Origin of the sequence: Macrococcus brunensis, from assembly GCF_022343725.1 — a bacterium.
In the GTDB taxonomy this organism is placed as follows: Bacteria; Bacillota; Bacilli; order Staphylococcales; family Staphylococcaceae; genus Macrococcus; species Macrococcus brunensis.
In genome coordinates, this window is sequence record NZ_CP092179.1 from 1 (window position 1) to 21562 (window position 21562).

Annotated in this window: 18 protein-coding genes and 1 other annotated feature; of the genes, 17 read left to right on the plus strand and 1 reads right to left on the minus strand. The window is 43.4% G+C overall.

Translation table 11 applies throughout. The annotated features are described in order from the left end of the window. From dnaA to gyrA, 10 genes are all read left to right on the plus strand, one after another. The gene (gene dnaA, locus MGG13_RS00005; RefSeq protein ID WP_133432509.1) at nt 1-1332 is read left to right on the plus strand and encodes a chromosomal replication initiator protein DnaA; all 1332 of its coding nucleotides are present in this window, start codon (nt 1-3) and stop codon (nt 1330-1332) included. A 173-nt stretch (nt 1333-1505) separates the two neighbouring features. Continuing rightward, nucleotides 1506-2639, plus strand: a complete 1134-nt coding sequence (dnaN, locus tag MGG13_RS00010; protein WP_133432510.1) for a DNA polymerase III subunit beta — start codon at nt 1506-1508, stop codon at nt 2637-2639. Between the two features lie 66 nt (nt 2640-2705). Beyond that, a complete protein-coding gene (locus MGG13_RS00015; RefSeq protein WP_239034918.1) occupies nt 2706-3602 on the plus strand; it encodes an ABC transporter ATP-binding protein in 897 nt (298 codons plus the stop codon). Further along, entirely contained in the window at nt 3595-4815 is a 1221-nt protein-coding gene (locus MGG13_RS00020; RefSeq protein WP_133432512.1) for an ABC transporter permease, read from the plus strand. The genes MGG13_RS00015 and MGG13_RS00020 overlap by 8 nt, the downstream gene beginning before the upstream one ends. A gap of 96 nt (nt 4816-4911) precedes the next feature. After that, entirely contained in the window at nt 4912-5574 is a 663-nt protein-coding gene (locus tag MGG13_RS00025; RefSeq protein ID WP_239034919.1) for a DsbA family protein, read from the plus strand. Further along, nucleotides 5574-5990, plus strand: a complete 417-nt coding sequence (locus MGG13_RS00030; protein WP_133432514.1) for a disulfide oxidoreductase — start codon at nt 5574-5576, stop codon at nt 5988-5990. The genes MGG13_RS00025 and MGG13_RS00030 overlap by 1 nt, the downstream gene beginning before the upstream one ends. A gap of 110 nt (nt 5991-6100) precedes the next feature. Further along, nucleotides 6101-6325 carry a S4 domain-containing protein YaaA gene (gene yaaA, locus MGG13_RS00035; protein WP_133432515.1) on the plus strand — a complete coding sequence of 75 codons (225 nt, stop codon included), beginning with the start codon at nt 6101-6103 and terminating at the stop codon, nt 6323-6325. Further along, complete coding sequence (gene recF, locus MGG13_RS00040) at nt 6322-7422, plus strand: DNA replication/repair protein RecF (RefSeq protein ID WP_133432516.1); 1101 nt, start codon at nt 6322-6324, stop codon at nt 7420-7422. Before yaaA ends, recF begins: the two co-directional genes overlap by 4 nt. A 9-nt stretch (nt 7423-7431) precedes the next feature. Further along, entirely contained in the window at nt 7432-9345 is a 1914-nt protein-coding gene (gyrB, locus tag MGG13_RS00045) for a DNA topoisomerase (ATP-hydrolyzing) subunit B (protein WP_239034920.1), read from the plus strand. 11 nt (nt 9346-9356) lie between these two features. Further along, complete coding sequence (gene gyrA / locus MGG13_RS00050) at nt 9357-11990, plus strand: DNA gyrase subunit A (RefSeq protein WP_239034921.1); 2634 nt, start codon at nt 9357-9359, stop codon at nt 11988-11990. A 43-nt stretch (nt 11991-12033) separates the two neighbouring features. Here gyrA and MGG13_RS00055 read toward each other — a convergent pair whose 3' ends face one another. Continuing rightward, nucleotides 12034-12846 carry an NAD(P)H-hydrate dehydratase gene (locus tag MGG13_RS00055; protein WP_133432519.1) on the minus strand — a complete coding sequence of 271 codons (813 nt, stop codon included), beginning with the start codon at nt 12844-12846 and terminating at the stop codon, nt 12034-12036. 86 nt (nt 12847-12932) lie between these two features. Then, nucleotides 12933-13119 (plus strand) — a binding site (T-box leader). A 49-nt stretch (nt 13120-13168) separates the two neighbouring features. Between MGG13_RS00055 and serS the strand changes: the two genes are divergently transcribed. The 7 genes from serS (at nt 13169) to MGG13_RS00090 (ending at nt 21554) form a co-directional block, all read left to right on the plus strand. Then, nucleotides 13169-14443, plus strand: a complete 1275-nt coding sequence (gene serS / locus MGG13_RS00060) for a serine--tRNA ligase (protein ID WP_239034922.1) — start codon at nt 13169-13171, stop codon at nt 14441-14443. A 164-nt stretch (nt 14444-14607) separates the two neighbouring features. Further along, nucleotides 14608-15123 (plus strand): YceI family protein, encoded by a 516-nt coding sequence (locus tag MGG13_RS00065; protein ID WP_133432521.1) that lies wholly within the window; start codon nt 14608-14610, stop codon nt 15121-15123. Between the two features lie 123 nt (nt 15124-15246). Then, a complete protein-coding gene (locus MGG13_RS00070) occupies nt 15247-16158 on the plus strand; it encodes a DUF2232 domain-containing protein (RefSeq protein WP_239034923.1) in 912 nt (303 codons plus the stop codon). A 14-nt stretch (nt 16159-16172) separates the two neighbouring features. Next, nucleotides 16173-18143 carry a DHH family phosphoesterase gene (locus MGG13_RS00075; protein ID WP_133432523.1) on the plus strand — a complete coding sequence of 657 codons (1971 nt, stop codon included), beginning with the start codon at nt 16173-16175 and terminating at the stop codon, nt 18141-18143. After that, nucleotides 18143-18589: a 50S ribosomal protein L9 gene (rplI, locus tag MGG13_RS00080; RefSeq protein WP_133432524.1), complete on the plus strand. Its 447-nt coding sequence runs from the start codon at nt 18143-18145 to the stop codon at nt 18587-18589. The genes MGG13_RS00075 and rplI overlap by 1 nt, the downstream gene beginning before the upstream one ends. A gap of 15 nt (nt 18590-18604) precedes the next feature. Then, nucleotides 18605-19999, plus strand: coding sequence for a replicative DNA helicase (dnaB, locus tag MGG13_RS00085; RefSeq protein WP_133432525.1), 1395 nt, complete (start codon nt 18605-18607; stop codon nt 19997-19999). Between the two features lie 265 nt (nt 20000-20264). After that, a complete protein-coding gene (locus MGG13_RS00090) occupies nt 20265-21554 on the plus strand; it encodes an adenylosuccinate synthase (RefSeq protein WP_239034924.1) in 1290 nt (429 codons plus the stop codon). Nucleotides 21555-21562 lie beyond the last annotated feature (8 nt).

Here is a 21562-nt window from a genome sequence, read left to right on the forward strand (position 1 = left end):
ATGAGTGGTATTGATTCAATATGGTCGTCAGTCCTGCAAAATCTCGAAAAAAAGCTGTCTGCTCCTAGTTATCAGACATGGTTCGTCAATACAAAACTAAAGACGCTCAATAATCATCACATCATTATTGAAGCGCCCACTGCCTTTAATGCAGACTGGCTCATCAAAAACTATGTGCCAGTCATACAGGAGACTATTCAGGAGACTATCGGTGAAACAATAGCTGTCAAAATCATCTCTAATGGTGACACAGAGGAACTGACAGATCCTGAACCTGAACCCGTTAAACAAACAGAAAGTGAAGTACTTCCTAATCAGCTGAACGTCGATAATACATTCGATACTTTTGTTATCGGCAGTGGTAACCGTTTCAGTCATGCTGCCTCACTCGCTGTAGCTGAAGCACCTGCAAAAGCCTATAATCCGTTATTCATCTATGGTGGCGTCGGATTAGGAAAGACCCATCTTATGCATGCTATCGGTCATTATGTCATGGAACATAAGGATAATGCGCAGGTCGTTTATACTTCGAGTGAAAAGTTCACCAATGAATTCATCAACTCAATCAAGGACAATAAAACAGAAGAATTCCGTTCTAAATATCGTAATGTCGATGTTCTCCTTATTGACGATATTCAGTTCCTCGCTGGTAAAGAATCAACACAGGAAGAGTTCTTCCATACTTTCAACGAGCTGCATCAGAATCATAAACAGATCGTTATATCAAGCGACCGGGCACCTAAAGAGATACCGACATTAGAAGATCGTCTACGCTCCCGATTTGAATGGGGCTTAATCACAGACGTGACACCACCTGACCTCGAGACGCGTATCGCGATTTTACGCAAAAAATCAGAAGAAGAAAACATCGAAATCCCTAATGAAGCAATGCTTTATATCGCGAGCCAGATTCATTCCAATATCAGAGAACTTGAAGGGGCGCTTACACGTGTCAGTGCTTATTCCAAGCTGGTTAAACGCGAACTGACACCTGATCTTGTAGCGGAAGCACTTAAAGACATCATCGCGACCAGCAAACCTAAGAAAATAAGTATTCAGGACATCCAGACGATTGTCGGTGCTTATTACAATGTCAGACTCGAAGATTTCACTGCTAAAAAACGAACAAAGTCCATCGCCTTTCCCCGTCAGATAGCCATGTATCTTGCCCGTGAATTGACGGATTATTCTCTCCCTAAAATCGGTGAGGAGTTCGGGGGACGTGACCATACAACGGTCATTCATGCTCATGAAAAAATCAAAACGCAGATTGAAAATGATGAAAAATTAGCGAAAGAAATCAAAAACCTGGAACAGGAGATTCTCGGCTAACCTGTGGATAACAGTGAATAACGTGAGCAGCCTTATGCACACTTTATTCACATGTGGATATCTATAGGCTGTAGGAAAAATCGCACTTATCCACCTATTCACACCCCCTATTACTATTATTACGATTTTAAAAGATATAAAATATATATATAACGACGATAAGGAGTAACGATATGAAATTCACAATCCAAAGAGATTATTTCATCAATCAATTAAATGACACATTAAAAGCCATTTCGCCTCGAACAACGTTACCCATCCTGACAGGTATTAAAATTGATGCGACTGATAACGGACTTGTACTGACAGGTTCAGATTCAGAAGTTTCTATTGAAATCACGATTCCAGCTGAACTGAATCATGAACAGATTGTAATGATTCAGGATAAAGGATCTATCGTATTGCCAGGCCGCTTCTTTGTAGATATCATCAAGAAGTTGCCTGCTGCTGATGTGACGATTGATACGAATGCACAATTCCAGGCAAAAATTACTTCTGGTCAGTCAGAATTCAATGTTTCAGGGTTAAATCCAGATCAATATCCATTATTACCGCAAGTTTCTGAAGACAGCGTCATTACTTTACCGGTTAAAGTTCTTAAAAACATGATTCGACAAACCAATTTCGCAGTGTCCACCTCAGAAACACGACCTGTACTGACAGGTGTTAACTGGGTGATTCAGGATAATGTTCTCAGCTGTACTGCAACAGATTCACATCGACTGGCGCTCCGTCGTCTGCCGCTCGAAAATAATACGATTGAAAATATCAACGTTATCATTCCAGGTAAGGCATTAAACGAGCTCAACAAGATCATCAGTGACGAAGATGAATCAGTAGATGTCTTCTTTGCTTCTAACCAGGTGCTCTTCAAAGTCGGACACGTACATTTCATTTCCCGTCTATTAGAAGGCAATTACCCGGATACGAGCCGCCTGTTCCCTGAAAGCTATGAGACTTCACTTACTATTGATAATCATGAGTTCTTCCATGCCATAGACCGTGCGTCACTGTTAGCACGCGAGGGCGGTAACAATGTCATCAAATTATCAACAGCAAGCGAACATGTTGAACTGTCTTCTACTTCTCCTGAAATCGGAACGGTAAAAGAAGAAGTGAAGACTTCAAAATTTGAAGGACAGGAACTTAAAATTTCTTTTAACTCGAAATATATGATGGATGCGCTGAAAGCGATCGATAACAGCGACGTAAACGTTGAATTTTTTGGTACGATGCGTCCTTTTATCCTGAAACCACAAGATGATGACAATGTTATCCAGCTTATTCTGCCAATCAGAACTTATTAATATTGAACCTATGCTATCCGGCATAGGTCTTTTTTTGTTAATATAAAATGGAAGGGGTGGGTTTTTATGTTAAATGTCCAAAACGTGACGAAACAATTTGGAAAATTTACAGCTGTCGATCAGTTATCTTTTGAAGTGCCATCTGGCGAGATGCTTGGCTTTTTAGGCGGCAACGGTGCAGGAAAGACTACGACATTCAGAATGATTCTCGGCTTACTTGAGCGTGATGCCGGCGATATTACTTACAAAGGTCAGCCGATTACATATGCGGTAACCGACCATATCGGTTATCTGCCTGAAGAACGAGGGCTGACTCCTAAGCTTAAAGTATCTGAGCAGCTGACTTATCTTGCGAGTTTAAAGGGCATGAAAAAGGCGGATATAAAACGCGAGATTGATTACTGGCTCGAACGTTTTGAAGTAACAGAAAATAAGGAGAAAAAAATTGAAGCGTTATCTAAAGGAAACCAGCAGAAGATTCAGCTCATCGGAGCGATTATCCATCAGCCTGATCTGCTGATTTTAGATGAACCATTCAGTGGACTTGATCCAGTCAATGTGGAGCTACTGAAATCAGCCGTCAAAGAAATCAATGATAAAGGTGCCACCATCATATTCAGTTCTCATCGCATGGAGCACGTCGAGGAAATGTGTGACAGAGTCTGTATTCTGGATAGAGGAAAAACGGTGGTGGAAGGTAATATCCAGCAGGTGAAGCAGGATTTCGGTCGTAAAGAAATCATCATCAGAGGGGCACACGACTTTACTTCTCTTGAAGCGATTCCGGGTGTCATCGGCTATAAAGCGAGCCGTCACGGTGTCAATTTGACCATCAATGATATTCAGGTCGCACCTGTGGTATTTGAAGCGGTCAGTCGTCTGGGTTACGTCTCTCGCTTTGAAGTAGCAGAACCGTCTCTTAACGATATATTCCTCGCAAAGGTGGGACACCAGCATGACTAAATTTATGACAACTTTTTCAATGACCTATCTGAAAAAAGTAACCAGTAAATCATTTATCATTACGACGCTTATCCTGATGCTCATTGTCATCGCACTGAGCAATATAGACAAAGTGATTGATTTCTTTGATCACAGCGAGGATGAAGTGACAGCTGTGGCAGCAGATAAAGATCTGCAGAATGCCTTTATCGCCGCCTATAAGCAGGCCGATAAAGACCGAAAAATTGAGAAAGTAACACTGACAGAAGGTAAAAAAGGTGTAGAAGATGATCGTTTCAAACAGCTGATTGACATTAAAGAGTCTGACGGCAAACTGAAAGCTACCCTCTACTCAAAGGACGGCGGCGATAGAGCAGCCGTAGAACCGGTGCTTACGAGTCTGCAGTCGAGCAGAGTTGCTCAGACTCTGGATTTGACACCTGCTGAAGTGACTGCCCTGACAGCACCGGCAGACATCAATGAGACGTTGCTCGGCCAGCAGAAGAATGAAGTGGATGATAGTGAGAAATTCATCAATACAGCGGTAGTCTATATCGGTCTGTTCCTGATTTTCATGATTTCACTTAATTATGCCAATCAGATTGCCACTGAGATTGCGATGGAAAAATCCTCGCGTGTCATCGAAATGATTGTGACGAGCGTGTCACCGGTCAATCACATGATGGCTAAAATAGTCGCGATCATCGCGGTTGCATTGACGCAGATTCTTGCCGTGGCGTTAACGATTTTAGTCTGTCTCTATGCTTTTGATCTGAAAGACGTACTTCAATCATTTGACCTGAGCTTCGGCCCGGGGACAGTCCGCGTTATTATCTATGCGGTTATCTTCCTGCTGCTCGGCCTTCTGATGAATGTCAGTGTCTCTGCGATCATCGGCGCATTGACCAATCGCGTCGAAGATATTGCGCAGGCGGTGATGCCGGTGACATTTATCAATCTGGCGGCATTCTATATCGCAATCTTCAATCTGACGACACCTGACAATATGCTCGTCAAAGTGACAAGCTATATCCCGTTCTTTACCCCTATCGTCATGCTGCTGAGGACGTTATCCAGCCAGACAGGCGACTTTGAGATTATTGCAGGGATTATCATCTCTATCATTACTATCGTCCTGTCCCTATTGCTGGCCGCCCGTATTTATAAAGGCAGTGTATTCAGCTATGGAAAAGGGCTGGTTAACAACTTCAGACAGGCGCTGACCATGAAATAACTTTGTCACAAAATCTTAACGATTACGCACTTTCTAAAGCATGCTCTTTAGTATAAAATTTATACTGTAACTTACATCAATTTTGAGGAGTATGTCATGAAGAATAAAGGAAATATGATATTTGCAATGATTTTAGCAGTTATTGCCATCGGCGCGATTGCAGCGATGATTATTTTCAATCAGGGTAACGATTCAGATACAACTGATTCATCTGCGAAAGCGGTTGATATAGATGTCAAAGGTCAACCGATGATGGGTGACGAGAAAGCCCCTGTAACAATTGTTGAGTTCGGTGATTACTTATGCCCGGCCTGCCGATTCTTTGATACAGAAATTCAGCCAGAAATCATTAAAGATTATATTGATAAAGGCGATGCGAAGATGTATTTCGTCAATACACCTTTCCACGGCGCTGATTCTCTGAAAGGCGCACGTGCTGCTGAATATGTCTGGAAGAACCATCCGGATCAATTCTGGGATTTCCATAATGGTTTATTTGAGGCACAGCCGACTTCTCATACAGAAGGTGAAAGCTGGTTAACAGATGCTGTTATTAAAGAACAGGCGGACAAAGCGGGGATTAAAGATACTGCTAAAGTTGCGCAGTCTAAAGAAGATGCAGCGGTGAAGCATGATATCGACCTCTATAAAAAGCATGGTGTTGTACAGACCCCTACGATTTTCGTCAACGGTAAAATGGTCAGCAACCCACTTGAACTGGAAACGATGAAAAAAGCGATTGATGAGGCGAAAAAATAATGCAGAGGAACAACCTGTTCTTCTTTGCAGCATGGATTGTGTCCATTGTCGCGATGCTCGGCAGTCTGTTCTTCTCTGAAATCAGACATTTTGTGCCGTGTGAGATGTGCTGGTATCAGCGGATACTGATGTATCCACTCGTGCTGGTGCTGGGCTTTGCAGCATTACGTGAAGATTACCACATGAAGTATTTAATCATGATGTTTTCAATCATAGGTCTTTGCTTCTCGGTCTATCACTACATGGAACAGAAAGTGCCAGGCTTTGCATCCGTTAAACCTTGTGTCGGCGGAGTGCCATGCAGTACGCAGTACATCAACTGGGGTGGTTTCATCACGATTCCATTCCTGGCTGGAACAGCATTTCTTCTCATTACGATCTGTATGCTGCTCGTTAAACGACCTGTACAAAAATAACTCGAAGCGATGGAATATCCATCGCTTCTTTTTTGTCTTTAAGACATGCAATTTTAGCAAAAAAAAGGTATAATTATATGATGACTTAAATGGATAGGAGGAACCGTGACATGGTGAAACAAGTCGAATTTGACAGTATAGTAACGCTCGGTCAGCTGCTGAAATCAGAGGGCATAATCGGGACAGGCGGACAGGCAAAATGGTTTTTACAGGAAAACACGGTCTACCTGAACGGCACGCTTGAAACAAGACGAGGAAAGAAACTTGCACAGAACGACATCGTGGATATTGAAGGTGAGGGCAAGTTTAAGATTTCTTATTCTGCTGAAGGATGAAATTAAAACACCTCGACCTGACCCATTTTCGTAATTATGACAAGGTGTCGCTCGATTTCCATGACGAAGTGAATGTCCTGATTGGCTCAAATGCGCAAGGTAAGACTAATCTGCTGGAAGCTATCTATTGTCTCGCTCTGGCTAAAAGTCATCGTGCGACGCAGGATAAAGAGCTGATTCAGTGGCAGGCGGACTTTGCTCTCATTGAAGGCGAGCTTGAATATCGTTACGGAACCATGCCGCTTTCTCTTCAGATTTCTGCGAAAGGAAAGAAAGCGAAAGCCAATCATCTTGAACAAAGCAAGCTGACTCAGTACGTCGGTCATATGAATGTCGTCTTATTCGCGCCGGAGGACCTCAGTCTTGTAAAAGGCAGTCCACAGGTCAGACGACGCTTCATCGATATCGAAATTGGCCAGATCTCTGCTGTCTATTTAAACGATCTCTCCAATTATCAGCGGATTCTTAAACAGAAGAACCATTATCTTAAGCAGCTGAAGTCAGCAGGCGGCGACCGGACAATGCTGGAAGTGCTTAATCAGCAGTTTGCGGAGTATGCGGCTAAGCTGACGCTAAGAAGACAGCAGTTCATTGCTCAGCTGGAAGAAAAAGCGAATGAAATTCATCGCGGTATTACGAAAGATAAAGAAAATCTCAAGATTCATTATGATGCGAGTCTGAAGATAACAGAGGATATGGTAGAGGAAACGTATAACCAACTTTCAGCTGTGATGGACCGGGAAATCGACCGCATGACGAGTCTGTACGGCCCCCATCGTGATGACCTGTCCTTCACCATCAATGATATTGATGTTCAGACATACGGCTCTCAGGGCCAGCAACGGACAACGGCTCTATCCATGAAGCTTGCAGAAATTGAATTAATTAACGAAGAAGTCGGAGAATATCCGATTTTATTATTGGATGACGTACTCAGTGAACTGGATGACAGCAGACAAACACACCTGCTGTCGACGATACAGCATAAAGTACAGACATTTGTGACGACGACTTCAGTGGACGGTATTGAACATGAAACAATACAGGAGGCAAAGCTATTCTTTGTCGACCAAGGCAGTATAACTAATAAAGAGTAGGTGACGTGTGTGGAACAGAATTTAGATCAGTACGGCGCAGATCAGATACAGGTCCTTGAAGGACTGGAAGCGGTACGTAAAAGACCGGGGATGTATATTGGTTCGACTTCAGCAAGAGGATTACACCATCTTGTCTGGGAGATTGTCGATAACAGTATCGATGAAGCGCTCGCCGGCTACGCAGATCACATCGTAGTGACGATAGAAAAAGACAACTGGGTTCGTGTCCAGGATAATGGACGTGGTATTCCAGTCGATATGCATAAAAAAATGGGCCGCCCTGCAGTGGAAGTCATCTTAACAGTCCTTCATGCCGGCGGTAAGTTTGGCGGCGGCGGTTACAAAGTTTCAGGCGGGCTGCACGGTGTAGGTTCATCAGTCGTTAACGCATTATCAAGCACGCTTGAAGTATACGTTCATCAGGACGGTAAAGTACATCACCAGGCCTATCATAAAGGGATACCTGCATTTGACCTGAAAGTCGTCGATGAGACAGATAAAACAGGGACAGTCATCCGTTTTAAGGCAGATCCTGAAATCTTTACGGAAACAACAGAATATGATTACGAAACATTGCAGCAGCGTATTCGTGAACTCGCCTTTTTGAATAAAGGCATTAAAATAGAAATCAATGATGAACGCAACGAAGAAGGCAGAAGCGATGAATACTTCTATGAAGGCGGTATTCGCTCATATGTTGAAATGCTGAATGAAAATAAAGAAGTTTTATATCCTGAACCGATTTATATTCATGCATCACGTGACGTGGTAGAAGTCGAAATCGCCCTACAGTACAACACAGGTTACGCGACGAACCTTCTGTCTTACGCCAACAATATTCATACTTATGAAGGTGGTACACATGAAGAAGGCTTCAGACGTGCTTTAACACGTATCATCAACAACTACGGCTCAAAAAACAAACTGATTAAAGACAGCGATGAAAAACTGACAGGTGAAGATGTGCGTGAAGGCTTAGTGGCCGTTGTCTCTATCAAGCATGAGGATCCGCAGTTCGAAGGTCAGACCAAGACGAAACTCGGTAACTCTGAAGTGCGTCAGCTTACGGATTCACTGTTTGCGGAACATTTTGAACGTTTCTTATACGAAAACCCTCAAGTAGCCCGCATTATTGTAGACAAAGGTATCATGGCTTCCCGTGCGCGTCTTGCAGCTAAGAAAGCCCGTGAAGTGACGCGTCGTAAAACGGCGCTTGATGTCGCAAGTCTGCCAGGTAAACTGGCTGACTGCTCAAGTAAATCACCGGAAGAAAGCGAACTCTTCATCGTAGAGGGAGACTCTGCCGGCGGTTCAGCGAAATCAGGTCGTAATTCTAAGACGCAGGCCATTCTGCCGCTTCGAGGTAAAATTCTGAACGTAGAAAAAGCACGTCTCGATAAAATACTGGGCAATAATGAGGTCCGTTCTATGATCACAGCAATGGGGACAGGCATCGGCGGAGAGTTTGATATCGCGAAAGCCCGTTATCACAAAATCGTCATCATGACTGATGCCGATGTGGATGGCGCACATATCAGAACGCTGCTGTTGACTTTCTTCTACCGGTTCATGCGGCCGTTGATTGATGCAGGCTATATTTATATCGCACAGCCACCGCTCTACAAAGTAGAACAAGGGAAAAAGACATATTATGTCTACAATGACCGTGAACTCGACAGACTCCGCAGTGAGCTGCCGGCGACACCTAAATTACAGCTTGCCCGCTACAAAGGTTTAGGTGAGATGAATGCCGACCAGTTATGGGAGACAACAATGAATCCAGAGAACAGAAGCATGTTACAGGTGACTTTAACAGATGCTATTGAAGCGGATCAGACATTTGAAATGCTGATGGGTGATGTAGTGGAGTATCGCCGCCAGTTTATTGAGGAAAATGCTCAATACGCGACATTAGACGTATAGGAGGCGCCGAAATGGCTGAAAACAACGAAAGAGTACAGGAAAGAAATATCAGTAGGGAAATGCGCGAATCATTCCTTGATTACGCGATGAGCGTTATCGTGGCACGTGCATTACCTGATGTTCGTGATGGCATGAAACCCGTGCATCGTCGTATTCTGTACGGCATGAATGACCAGGGCATGACATCAGACAAACCTTACAAGAAGTCAGCACGTATCGTCGGGGACGTCATGGGTAAATATCACCCGCACGGTGACTCTTCTATTTACGAAGCGATGGTCCGTATGGCGCAGGACTTCAGCTATCGTTATCCATTAGTCGACGGACAAGGGAACTTCGGTTCTATGGACGGCGACGGTGCTGCTGCCATGCGTTATACAGAAGCACGTATGACGAAGCTTGCGATGGAAATGATGCGTGATATCAACAAAGATACGATTGATTTTACAGATAACTATGACGGTAATGAACGTGAACCCGTTGTCTTACCTGCCCGATTCCCTAACCTGCTGGTCAATGGTACGTCAGGGATTGCGGTCGGTATGGCGACAAATATTCCGCCGCATAATATGACGGAAGTCATCGATGGCGTTCTTGCCCTCAGTCATAATCCGGATATTACCATTCCGGAACTGATGGATTACATCCACGGCCCGGATTTTCCGACTGCCGGTCTTATTTTAGGACGTAGTGGTATTCGTCGTGCATATGAAACAGGACGTGGCTCAGTTATTATGCGTGCGAAGACATTGATTGAAACACGTAGTAACGGCAAAGAGACAATCGTCGTGACAGAGATTCCGTATCAGGTCAATAAGGCGAAGCTCGTCGAGAAGATTGCGGAGCTTGCACGTGATAAGAAAATCGACGGCATTACTGACTTACGTGACGAGACGAGTTTGAAAGAAGGCGTCAGAATCGTGATCGATGTCCGTCGTGATGCGAATGCAAATGTCATTTTGAACAATCTGTACAAACTGACGCCTCTGCAGACGACGTTTGGTATGAATATGCTTGCTATCGTCAACCAGAAGCCTGAAGTCTTGAATCTGAAACAGATGCTTTATCATTATCTGGAACATCAGAAAGTCGTTATTCGTCGTCGTACAGTCTATAACCTGAAAAAAGCAGAAGACCGTGCGCATCTTCTTGAAGGTCTTCGTATTGCGCTCGATAATATCGACCGTATTATTGAACTGATCCGTGCTTCAGAGAATGATCACGTCGCTATCAGTGAGCTGCAGTCACAGTTCAGCCTGTCGGAACGTCAGGCACAGGCTATTCTTGATATGCGTCTTCGCAGATTGACAGGACTTGAACGCGACAAGATTGAAGCAGAATACCAGGAACTGATGAAATACATTGCAGAACTGAAAGAAATTCTTGCAGATGAAGAACGTATTTTAGAGATTATCCGCGAGGAACTGACTGAAATCAAAGAGAAATTCGGCGATGGCCGTCGTACTGAGATTACAGTCGGTGGTTACGATGTGCTGGAAGATGAAGACTTGATTCCGGAAGACCATGTCGTGATCACACTTAGCCATAATAACTATATCAAGCGTCTGTCTGCATCTACTTATCGTGCGCAGAACCGCGGCGGCCGCGGCGTACAAGGAATGAATACGATTGAGGATGACTTTGTCAGCCAGATCGTCACAACTTCTACGCATGACAACGTCCTCTTCTTCACGAATAAAGGACGCGTCTATAAGCTGAAAGGTTACGAGATTCCAGAGCTATCAAGACAGTCTAAAGGGATTCCAATCGTCAATGCACTGGAACTTGAAAAAGACGAAAGTATCAGCCAGATGATTGCTGTAAAGAATCTGAACCGTGAAGATGCCTTCATCATCTTTGCGACAAAAAAAGGTCTCGTCAAACGATCAAGTCTGTCGAACTTTGCACGTATCAATAAAAACGGTAAGATCGCCATCAATTTCCGTGAAGACGATGAATTAGTCGGTGTCCGTTTATCTGAAGGCGGCAACCAGCTGATCATCGGTACGAAAAATGCCTCACTCGTTCGCTTTGAAGAAGAATCACTGCGCCCGCTTGGCCGAACAGCTGCCGGGGTTAAAGGGATTACGCTTCGCGCAGGCGATGAAGTGATAGGCCTCGATGTCGTCAGACCGGATAGTGAAGAAGAGATTCTCGTTGTAACTGATAAAGGTTATGGTAAACGGACAACGGTAACGGATTATCGTGTCTCTAACCGTGGCGGTATGGGTATTAAAACGGCGACACTCACAGAACGAAATGGTTCTCTTGTCTATTTCGCGACAGTAACAGGCGATGAAGATTTAATGATTGTTACAGATAAAGGGGTCATCATCCGCTTAGATGTGAATTCTATTTCCCGTACAGGACGTAGCACACAAGGCGTGAAACTGATCCGTCTGTCAGATGATCAGTTTGTTGCGACTGTTGCAAAAGTAGAAAAAGAGGAAGAAGAAGTCGTGGCACCACAGGAAGAAAACCTGACAGAATTATCCCAGGAAAAAATGGATGCAGAAATTGAACGAGAAAATGGACATCTAGTCGAAGAAACAGAAGAGCAGACTGAAGAAGAAGAAACAGATATCTTTGAAGACAGTGAAGATGTGGATACACTAGACTCAATCCGCAATCAGGAAAACAACTAGTATTTCCTGAGAAATAAATAAGGATGATGCCGAGGCATCATCCTTATTTTGATTCCAGTTTTTTCATCATGAACGGAATTTCATTGATAATCATGGACGGAGGTGTGACGTACATGGTCTGTGATAACTGATCCCCAATCTTGCTGTGGATGTAGACCGCGTATTTAATCGCTTCTTCTGTATCGAACTGACCGATAAAACCTGCTATCATACCGGCGAGTGTGTCACCCATGCCGCCTGTCGCCATTGCAGGATTACCTTTATCAATTTTATAGTCCCCTGTCTTCAGATAAAGTTCGGTATGATGTTTTTTTAGGATGACGTGCGCGCCCAGTTCATCGGCCACCTGACGGTTTTTCTCAGGCGTCTGGTCATCGATCTGAATGCCGCTCAGTCTTTCCCACTCCATCTGGTGCGGTGTAAATATCACTTCGCAGTCCGGCAGTGATAGACGCAATTTACTGAAGATAGTGATCGCATCCCCGTCGATAATGATCGTCTGATGCGGCTGAATATGCTGCAGGATAAAAGTCAGTGTGTTATTACCTTTAATATCAAGGCCAAGTCCCGGACCGACGAGAATACAATCTGCCTCGGTCACGAGTTTAGTCAGTCGCTTAATGTCACTTAAATCGCTGACCATTGCTTCCGGACAGCGGGAATGAAGTGCCGTATGATTGGACTGGTGCGTACAGACAGTTGTCAGACCGCCTCCGCTATAGACGCATGCGCGTGACGACAGCATGATAGAACCGCCCATGTTCTGATTGCCGCCGATCAACAGGATACGGCCGTAATCGCCTTTATGAGACTGATCTTCGCGTTTTGGAATAGTAATGCTGTCAATTGTTTGCATATAAGGCTCCCTTAAATTTAATATCATCATTTTAACAGAATAGTTTGCATTCTTAAAGTTTGTCTGATAATATATAGACAACTTAATAATAAATTGTCTCGGAATAAGTACTTTCTTCTTCTTTCAAAGAGAGTCAGTGGTGGGTGTGAACTGACAAAGAACAGAAACGAAATCTATCCGATTAAGCAGACAATCGGTCTAACCGTTATGTTAATGGAGTGAACAGCTTCGGCTGTTAATTAGGGTGGCAACGCGTAATACCACGTCCCTTTCAAGGGATGTGGTATTTTTTTGTCCCCAAAAATAAAAAGGAGGCAATACAATGTTAGATATCAAAATGTTTAGAACTGAACCTGATTTCGTGAAAAAGAAACTTGAAATGCGTGGTATTGATACTTCCCTTGTTGAGAAAATCGTTGAACTTGATAAGAAAGCCCGTGAACTGACACAACAGACTGAAGAACTGAAAGCAAAACGTAACAAAGCAAGTGAAGAAATTGCCCTTAAAAAACGTAACAAAGAAAATGCAGACGATGCTATTGAAGCAATGCGCGTCGTAGGTGACGATATCAAGAAAATTGATGTGGAACTCAATCAGCTGAATGCAGACATCAAGCTTGAGCTGTCAAGCATCCCGAACTTAGTAAGTAACGAAACACCGTTTGGTAAAGATGAAGACGAGAACGTTGAAGTCCGCAAATGGGGAACACCACGTGAGTTTGACTTTGAAGCGAAAGCACACTGGGATATCGTGGAAGATTTAAAAATGGCAGATTTCGACCGTGCTGCAAAAGTTTCTGGCGCACGTTTTGCCTTCCTGACACGTGACGGAGCGCGTTTAGAGCGTGCGCTTTATAACTTCATGCTTGACCTGCACACAAAAGAACACGGTTACCAGGAGATGGTAACTCCACAACTTGTCAATGCAGATTCTATGTATGGTACAGGACAGCTGCCGAAGTTTGAAGAAGACTTATTCAAGATTGAAAAAGAAGGTCTTTATGCGATTCCGACATCTGAAGTCCCTCTGACAAACTACTATCGCAATGAAATCATGGACGTTAATCAGTTTCCGGTGAAATTTACTGCTCTGACAGCATGTTTCCGTTCTGAAGCAGGTTCTGCTGGCCGTGATACACGTGGATTAATCCGTATGCACCAGTTCAACAAAGTAGAGATGGTCCGTTTTGAGTTACCTGATAACTCTTATGCAGCGCTGGAAGAAATGACAGCGAACGGTGAAAAAGTCCTTCAGTTACTGAATATTCCTTATCGTACCATCGCTTTATGTTCTGGAGATATCGGTTTTGGCGCTGCGAAGACTTATGATATTGAAGTCTGGTTGCCAAGTTATGATGCCTATAAAGAGATCAGCTCATGCTCTAACATGACTGACTTCCAGGCACGTCGTTCTAACATCCGCTTCAAACGTGAAAAAGATGGTAAAACAGAATACGTTCATACACTGAATGGTTCAGGACTGGCAGTCGGCCGTACATTTGCTGCTGTTGTCGAAAACTATCAGAATGAAGATGGTACGATTACAGTGCCGGAAGCCCTTGTTCCTTACATGGGTGGTCAGACAGTCATCAAATAACATCAATCCCTCTACAACGAGTAGAGGGATTTTTGGTGTATTAATACATTTTTAAATGGGTATATAAAAAAGTAAAAGAAAATCCGCCTTTTTACTTGAATATAAAAAATATATCTGATATATTAAATATATCAAATAAATAAAAAACGAAAGAGGTTATTCAAATGACAAACTTCAAATTAGATCCAGTACACAGCTCAGTTGCTTTTTCAATCAAACATTTAATGGTTTCTAAAGTTAAAGGTGAGTTCAAAGAATTCGACGGAGAATTATCAGGAGATGTGAGCGATGTTTCTTCATTACAGTTCAAAGGTTCTGTAAAAGTAGACTCTATCGATACTCGCAATGCTGATCGTGATGGTCACTTAAAATCAGCTGATTTCTTCGACGCTGAACAATACCCGGAAATCACTTTCGTTTCTAAATCAATCACTGACTCTAAAGTAACAGGTGATTTAACAATCAAAGGTGAAACGCGCGAAGAAACATTCGATATTGAACATAATGGTGTTTCTAAAAACCCGATGTCTGGTGGACAAGTTACAGGTATCATCGTAACAGGTAAAATCAACCGTGAAGATTATGGCATTACTTGGAACCAGGCGCTTGAAACAGGCGGCGTAATGGTAAGTAAAGATGTAGCGTTCGAAGTTGGTTTAGAATTCGCAATCGAAGAATAGAAATAGGTTTAAGCCATGCAGATGCATGGCTTTTTTGTCGTTGTGTGGATACATTGAGCAATCGCGCCAATAGTTGTAAAATAGTAAGGAATGAAATTTATGTGAGAAAGAGAGTTTTTAAATTTGAAAATTGATTTTCTGAAGACAGGCATCATCACGCTGATTCTTCTGCTGATGACTTTACTGATACATACAGCGCCTGGCGTTATTATCTTACTAGCACCTTTTTCACTGATTCCGGGTGTCTATCTCTATATGAAGAGCAAACCTTCATTTTATGTCATGGCGGGCATCGTCACACTCATTTCGATGATCTTCACATCCATCGTTGCTTTTCAGATCGTCCTTGCCATCCTTGTCATGAGCTATGTTCTGGGTTACTTACTGACACAGCGGGCTTCCAGAGAAGCGATGCTCTTCATCATGACAACGCTGCTCAGTATGTATACACTCATTTCAGTTATTTTCCTGCAGCTTGCTGACCTGGCACCGACAACTAAAACGTGGTTCAGCGACTTAAAAAACACGTACTTCACATTAGTGAAAAGTGAGATTGAAGCAGGCAACGTAACGAAAGAGAATGTAGCACTTTTCAATACTGCGCTGGACGCAATGCAAATACAGGTGCCGGGACTGATTGTTTTTAATCTGTTCTTATTGATTCTGCTGACACTCGTCATTACATTACCGATTTTACGCAGTTTCAAAATTGCGACCCCTAACTTTAGACCGCTCTATTTCTGGAATATGCCTAAGATGGCACTATACCTTTACTTCATCGTCAGCATCATCAGCTGGTTCGTGGCGCCGGAAGGCGTCGTTCTGCTCGGTATAGTCCTCAACTTAAAGTATGTGTTAGAATGGATTATGTTCATCCAAGGTTTATCATTACTGAGTTTCTTCCTGAAAGTAAAACGTATTCCAACCGTTTTCGGTGTACTGCTTTTCATCATGGCATTTCTGATGGCACCCGTCACTCAGCTCTTTGGTGTGCTGGACTTGATCTTCAGAATGAAAACTAAAATCAAACCTTAATAGGAGGCAGTTAAATGGACCGTAAATATATGAGGCAGACCCTCATTACACCTTTTGTTGTAATGGCTATTCTCGTCTTCATTTTAATCGCACTGCTGTTTACTGTGCATCCTGTTATGGCACTTCTTGCGGGCTGTATCGCTGTGATCATCATAGTCATTACAGGTGTCATCTTGAAAAAGAATCTGGCACGAAGTGAATCATACTTTGAAAACATAGCCGTAAAAGTCAGTAAAGGGAATGTCGTTGCGATTAATCAGATTCCGGTCGGCATGATTCTCCTGAATCAGTCAGATAAAGTGGAATGGTACAATCAGTTCATCCGTGAGAAGATTGACCGCCCTATTCTGGCAGATGCCATCAATGAGATTTTTCCTAACCTGCTTAATCAATTAAAGATTCAAGGGGTCAATGAAGTACATACACAGTATAAAGACACGAAATTTAAAGTTCGCTATGCAGAAGATATGCATATGCTTTACTTTCTGGATGAGACAGAACGCGTTGAGACATTTGAAGTCTACGAGGAATCTCAGCCGGTCATCGGGATGGTTTTTCTCGATAACTATGATGAAATCACTCAGAATATGAACGACGCGAATCGGACAGAAATGAATAGTATGATGACCAATGCCGTCAATGAATGGGCCGCGGAAAATCATATTTACGTTAAACGTTTCTCTTCTGACCAGTTTGTTATTTTCCTGAACAACCGTATTCTAGCTGACCTTGAGACAACGAAATTCAATCTGCTGGACCGTATTCGTGAGAAGAGTCGTGACAAAAAGACACATCTTACGCTGAGTATCGGGATAGGTGAAGGTACAGATAACCTGATCACACTCGGTGAACTCGCTCAGTCAAGTCTTGATCTCGCGCTCGGTCGCGGAGGTGACCAGGTCGCCATCAAAAATACATCCGGTGGTGTTCGTTTCTTCGGTGGGAAGACCAACCCGATGGAAAAACGAACGCGTGTCCGTGCACGGGTTATCTCACACGCACTGCGAGACATCCTGATTGAAGGGGATAACGTCATCATCATGGGGCATAAGCGTCCGGATATGGATGCCATCGGGGCAGCTATAGGGGTGGCACGCTTCGCCCGTATGAATGACTTGAATGCCTATATCGTATTGAATGCTTATGATATCGACGAGACACTCAGTCGTGTCATGCTTGAGATTGAAGAGAAGCCGGAACTTAAGGAAGTATTCATCACGTCTGATGAAGCTTGGTCACTGATGACGAATCGCACGACTTTAGTCGTCGTGGATACGCATAAACCGGATATGGTCATCGATGAGAATATCTTGAATAAGGCATCTCGTAAGGTTGTCATTGACCATCATCGCCGCGGTGAAGATTTCATTTCAAGCCCTCTTCTCGTCTATATGGAGCCTTATGCAAGTTCAACTGCAGAACTGGTGACAGAACTGCTTGAATATCAGCCGGAAGAGCATAAGCTGACACGTCTGGAATCAACAGTCATGCTAGCCGGCATTATTGTTGATACACGGAACTTTACATTACGGACAGGTTCACGGACTTTCGATGCAGCAAGCTATTTAAGAAGTCATGGTGCAGATACCATCCTCTGTCAGCATTTCCTGAAGGATAATATGGAGACGTACTTGCAGCGTAGTGAACTGATTAAGACGGTACAGCTGGGCCGTGACGGTATTGCGATTGCTAATGGTGACGAGACGACCATCTTTGATCCGGTGACGATTGCTCAGGCAGCAGATGAACTGCTCAGCATCAACGGCGTAGAAGCCTCGTTTGTTGTGGCAAGACGTGCTGACGATATCGTCGGTATTTCAGCCCGCTCACTCGGTGAAATCAACGTTCAGCTGGTGATGGAGGCGTTAGGTGGCGGTGGTCATCTCTCAAACGCAGCGACACAGCTTAGCGGCGTAACAGTAGAAACAGCTATCCTTGATTTAGAGGATGCGATAGAAGAACAATTCAAAAGGAGTGAAGAATAATGAAAGTTATTTTCATACAGGACGTTAAAGGTAAAGGTAAAAAAGGTGAAGTGAAAGAAGTACCAGTCGGTTATGCGAACAACTTCTTACTGAAAAATAAATACGCAGTTGAGGCGACACCAGGTAATCTTAAACAGCTGGATGCTCAGAATCAGCGTATTGAAAAAGATAAAGAACAGCATTTAATCGATGCACAGAACTTAAAAGAGAAATTAGAAGCACTGGAAGTTGAAGTGAAAGCGAAATCTGGTGACGGTGGACGTCTTTTCGGTTCTGTCAGCACAAAACAGATCGTCGAAGCACTGAAAGAACAGCACGGCATCAAGATTGATAAACGTAAAATGGAGCTGCCGGACGGCATCAGAAGCTTAGGTTATACAAATGTGCCCGTTAAACTTCATAACCAGGTGTCAGGCACGTTGAAAGTTCACGTTACTGAGATGTAAGAAGGAGGCGCACAGATGGAAGATTTTAATTCCATGCAGATGCCCCATCATTTAGAAGCAGAGCAATCTGTTTTAGGTGCGATTCTGCTGGATCCTGAGCTTTTGATTCCCACGCTCGAAAAACTTTTACCTCAGCATTTTTATCGCAGAAGTCATCAGCATATCTTCCAGGCTATGCTTTCTCTGTCTGAAAAGAACGCACAACTTGATATCATCACACTCACGGATCAGATGACAAAGGAAGGGACACTGGAAGAAGCCGGTGGACCGATCTACCTTTCTGAACTGTCTGAGATTGTACCGACGACGCGCAATATTGATTTCTATACAGACATCGTCTTTAATGATGCAGTCAAACGCCAGTTGATTAATGTCGCGGATTCCATCGCAAAAGATGGCTACAACCATGAACTTGAACTGGAATCACTTCTCAGTGACGCAGAGAAGCGGATTATGAATATTTCCAGTGACCGCGGCACAGATGGCTTCCAGAATATCCGGGATATACTGCAGGTCGTCTTCGAGAATGCAGAGGATCTGGACCGTAACCAGGGACAGACGCCGGGTATTCCGACGGGTTATCGCGATCTGGATAAAATGACTGCAGGCTTTAACCGTAATGACCTGATCATTATCGCTGCACGTCCATCTGTCGGTAAGACTGCTTTTGCGCTGAACATCGCGCAGCAGGTCGCGACACATGACAATAACTATTCTGTTGCCATCTTCTCACTGGAGATGGGTGCGGACCAGCTGGCAACACGTATGATCTGCAGTACAGGCAATGTCGATTCCAACCGACTGCGGACGGGAACGATGGAAAATGAAGACTGGAATCGTTTCACGGTTGCTATCGGTAAACTGTCCCGTACTAAAATATTCATTGATGACACGCCAGGTATTCGTATTACAGATATTCGTGCTAAAAGCCGACGTCTGAAGCAGGAGCATGGTCTGGATATGATACTGATTGACTATCTTCAGCTCATTCAAGGCTCGGGCTCCAGAAGTTCTGACAATCGTCAGCAGGAAGTCTCAGAGATTTCTCGAATGCTGAAGTCACTTGCCCGTGAACTGGAATGTCCGGTTATCGCCCTCAGTCAGCTGTCTCGTGGAGTCGAACAGCGTCAGGACAAGCGCCCGATGATGAGTGATATTCGTGAATCTGGTTCGATTGAGCAGGATGCTGATATCGTTGCCTTCCTCTACCGGGATGATTACTATAACCGGGGAAATGGCGAAGAAGGTGAAGAGAACGTTGATGCCGGCGCTCAGGATGAGAATGGTGAGATTGAAATCATCATTGCTAAACAACGTAACGGTCCGACAGGCACGGTCAAGCTGAATTTCATGAAGCAGTACAACAAATTTGCGGATATCAGCTATGAATATGAAGGTTTTGAAAATTAATTAATACGTACATTTTTGAATTTTGATTCAAAAATGTACGTTTTTTAATACCTTTCTAACTTGTATATGAAGTAGATGTCTGTATCGTAAATAAATCAAAAAATAGGCTGATATACTGATATTATCGTCTTTTAGAGCTGTTTGAATAGGTTTATAAAAACAGAACGTGCACTCAAAATTTACATTTTAAACGTTCGGGTTTCGTTTGATTTTTCATATGGTTATTGGTAAAATGGCTAAGGTTATTAAATTTGGAGGTGCAAGAATGTCATCTATCGTAGTTGTTGGTACACAATGGGGAGACGAAGGTAAAGGTAAAATTACAGACTTCTTAGCAGAACAGGCAACAGTTATCGCACGTTTTTCAGGTGGTAACAATGCAGGACATACAATTAAATTTGGCGGCGAGACTTATAAATTACATTTAGTGCCGTCTGGTATTTTTTATTCAGATAAATTAGCAGTCATCGGCAACGGTGTAGTCGTTGATCCAGTTGCTTTACTGAAAGAACTGGATGCATTAAATGAACGCGGTATTTCAACTGATAATCTGCGTATTTCTAACCGTGCACAAGTCATCCTGCCTTATCATTTAAAACAGGATGAACTGGAAGAAGAAAAACGTGGTAACAACAAAATCGGGACGACTAAAAAAGGTATCGGTCCTGCTTATGTCGATAAAGTACAGCGTATCGGTATCCGTATGGCAGATTTACTGGATGAAGAAACGTTCAGAACACTGTTAACACAGAACTTAGCAGCAAAAAACGAACTATTTGAAAAAATGTTCAATGCTGAAGGATTCACTTTCGATGAAATCTTTGATGAGTACTTTGCAGCAGGACAGCGTCTTGCACAGTACGTGACGGATACTGCGAAAGTACTTGATGATGCGTTCCATGCAGATGAGAAAGTCTTATTTGAAGGCGCACAAGGTGTCATGCTCGATATCGACCACGGTACTTATCCGTTTGTGACATCAAGTAACCCGATTGCAGGTAACGTTACGGTCGGTACAGGTGTCGGCCCGACATTTGTAGACCGTGTTATCGGTGTATGTAAAGCTTACACTTCTCGTGTAGGTGACGGTCCATTCCCTACTGAATTATTCGATGAAGATGGTCATCATATCCGTGAAGTCGGCCGTGAATATGGGACAACAACAGGTCGTCCGCGTCGTGTCGGCTGGTTCGACTCAGTTGTTCTGCGTCATTCTCGTCGTGTAAGTGGTATCACTGATTTATCTATCAACTCTATCGATGTGCTGACTGGCCTTGAGACAGTGAAGATCTGTACAGCTTACGAGCTTGATGGAGAAGAAATCACTGAATACCCAGCAAACTTAAACAACTTAAAACGCTGCAAACCTATCTTCGAAGAACTGTCAGGCTGGACAGAAGACGTAACAGGCTGCAAAACGATGGAAGAGTTACCGGATAACGCACGCCGTTATTTAGAACGTATTTCTGAGTTATGTGATGTGAAGATTTCTATCTTCTCAGTCGGTCCTGACCGTACGCAGACAAACTTACTTGAAGATTTATGGCAGAACTAAAAAAGAGC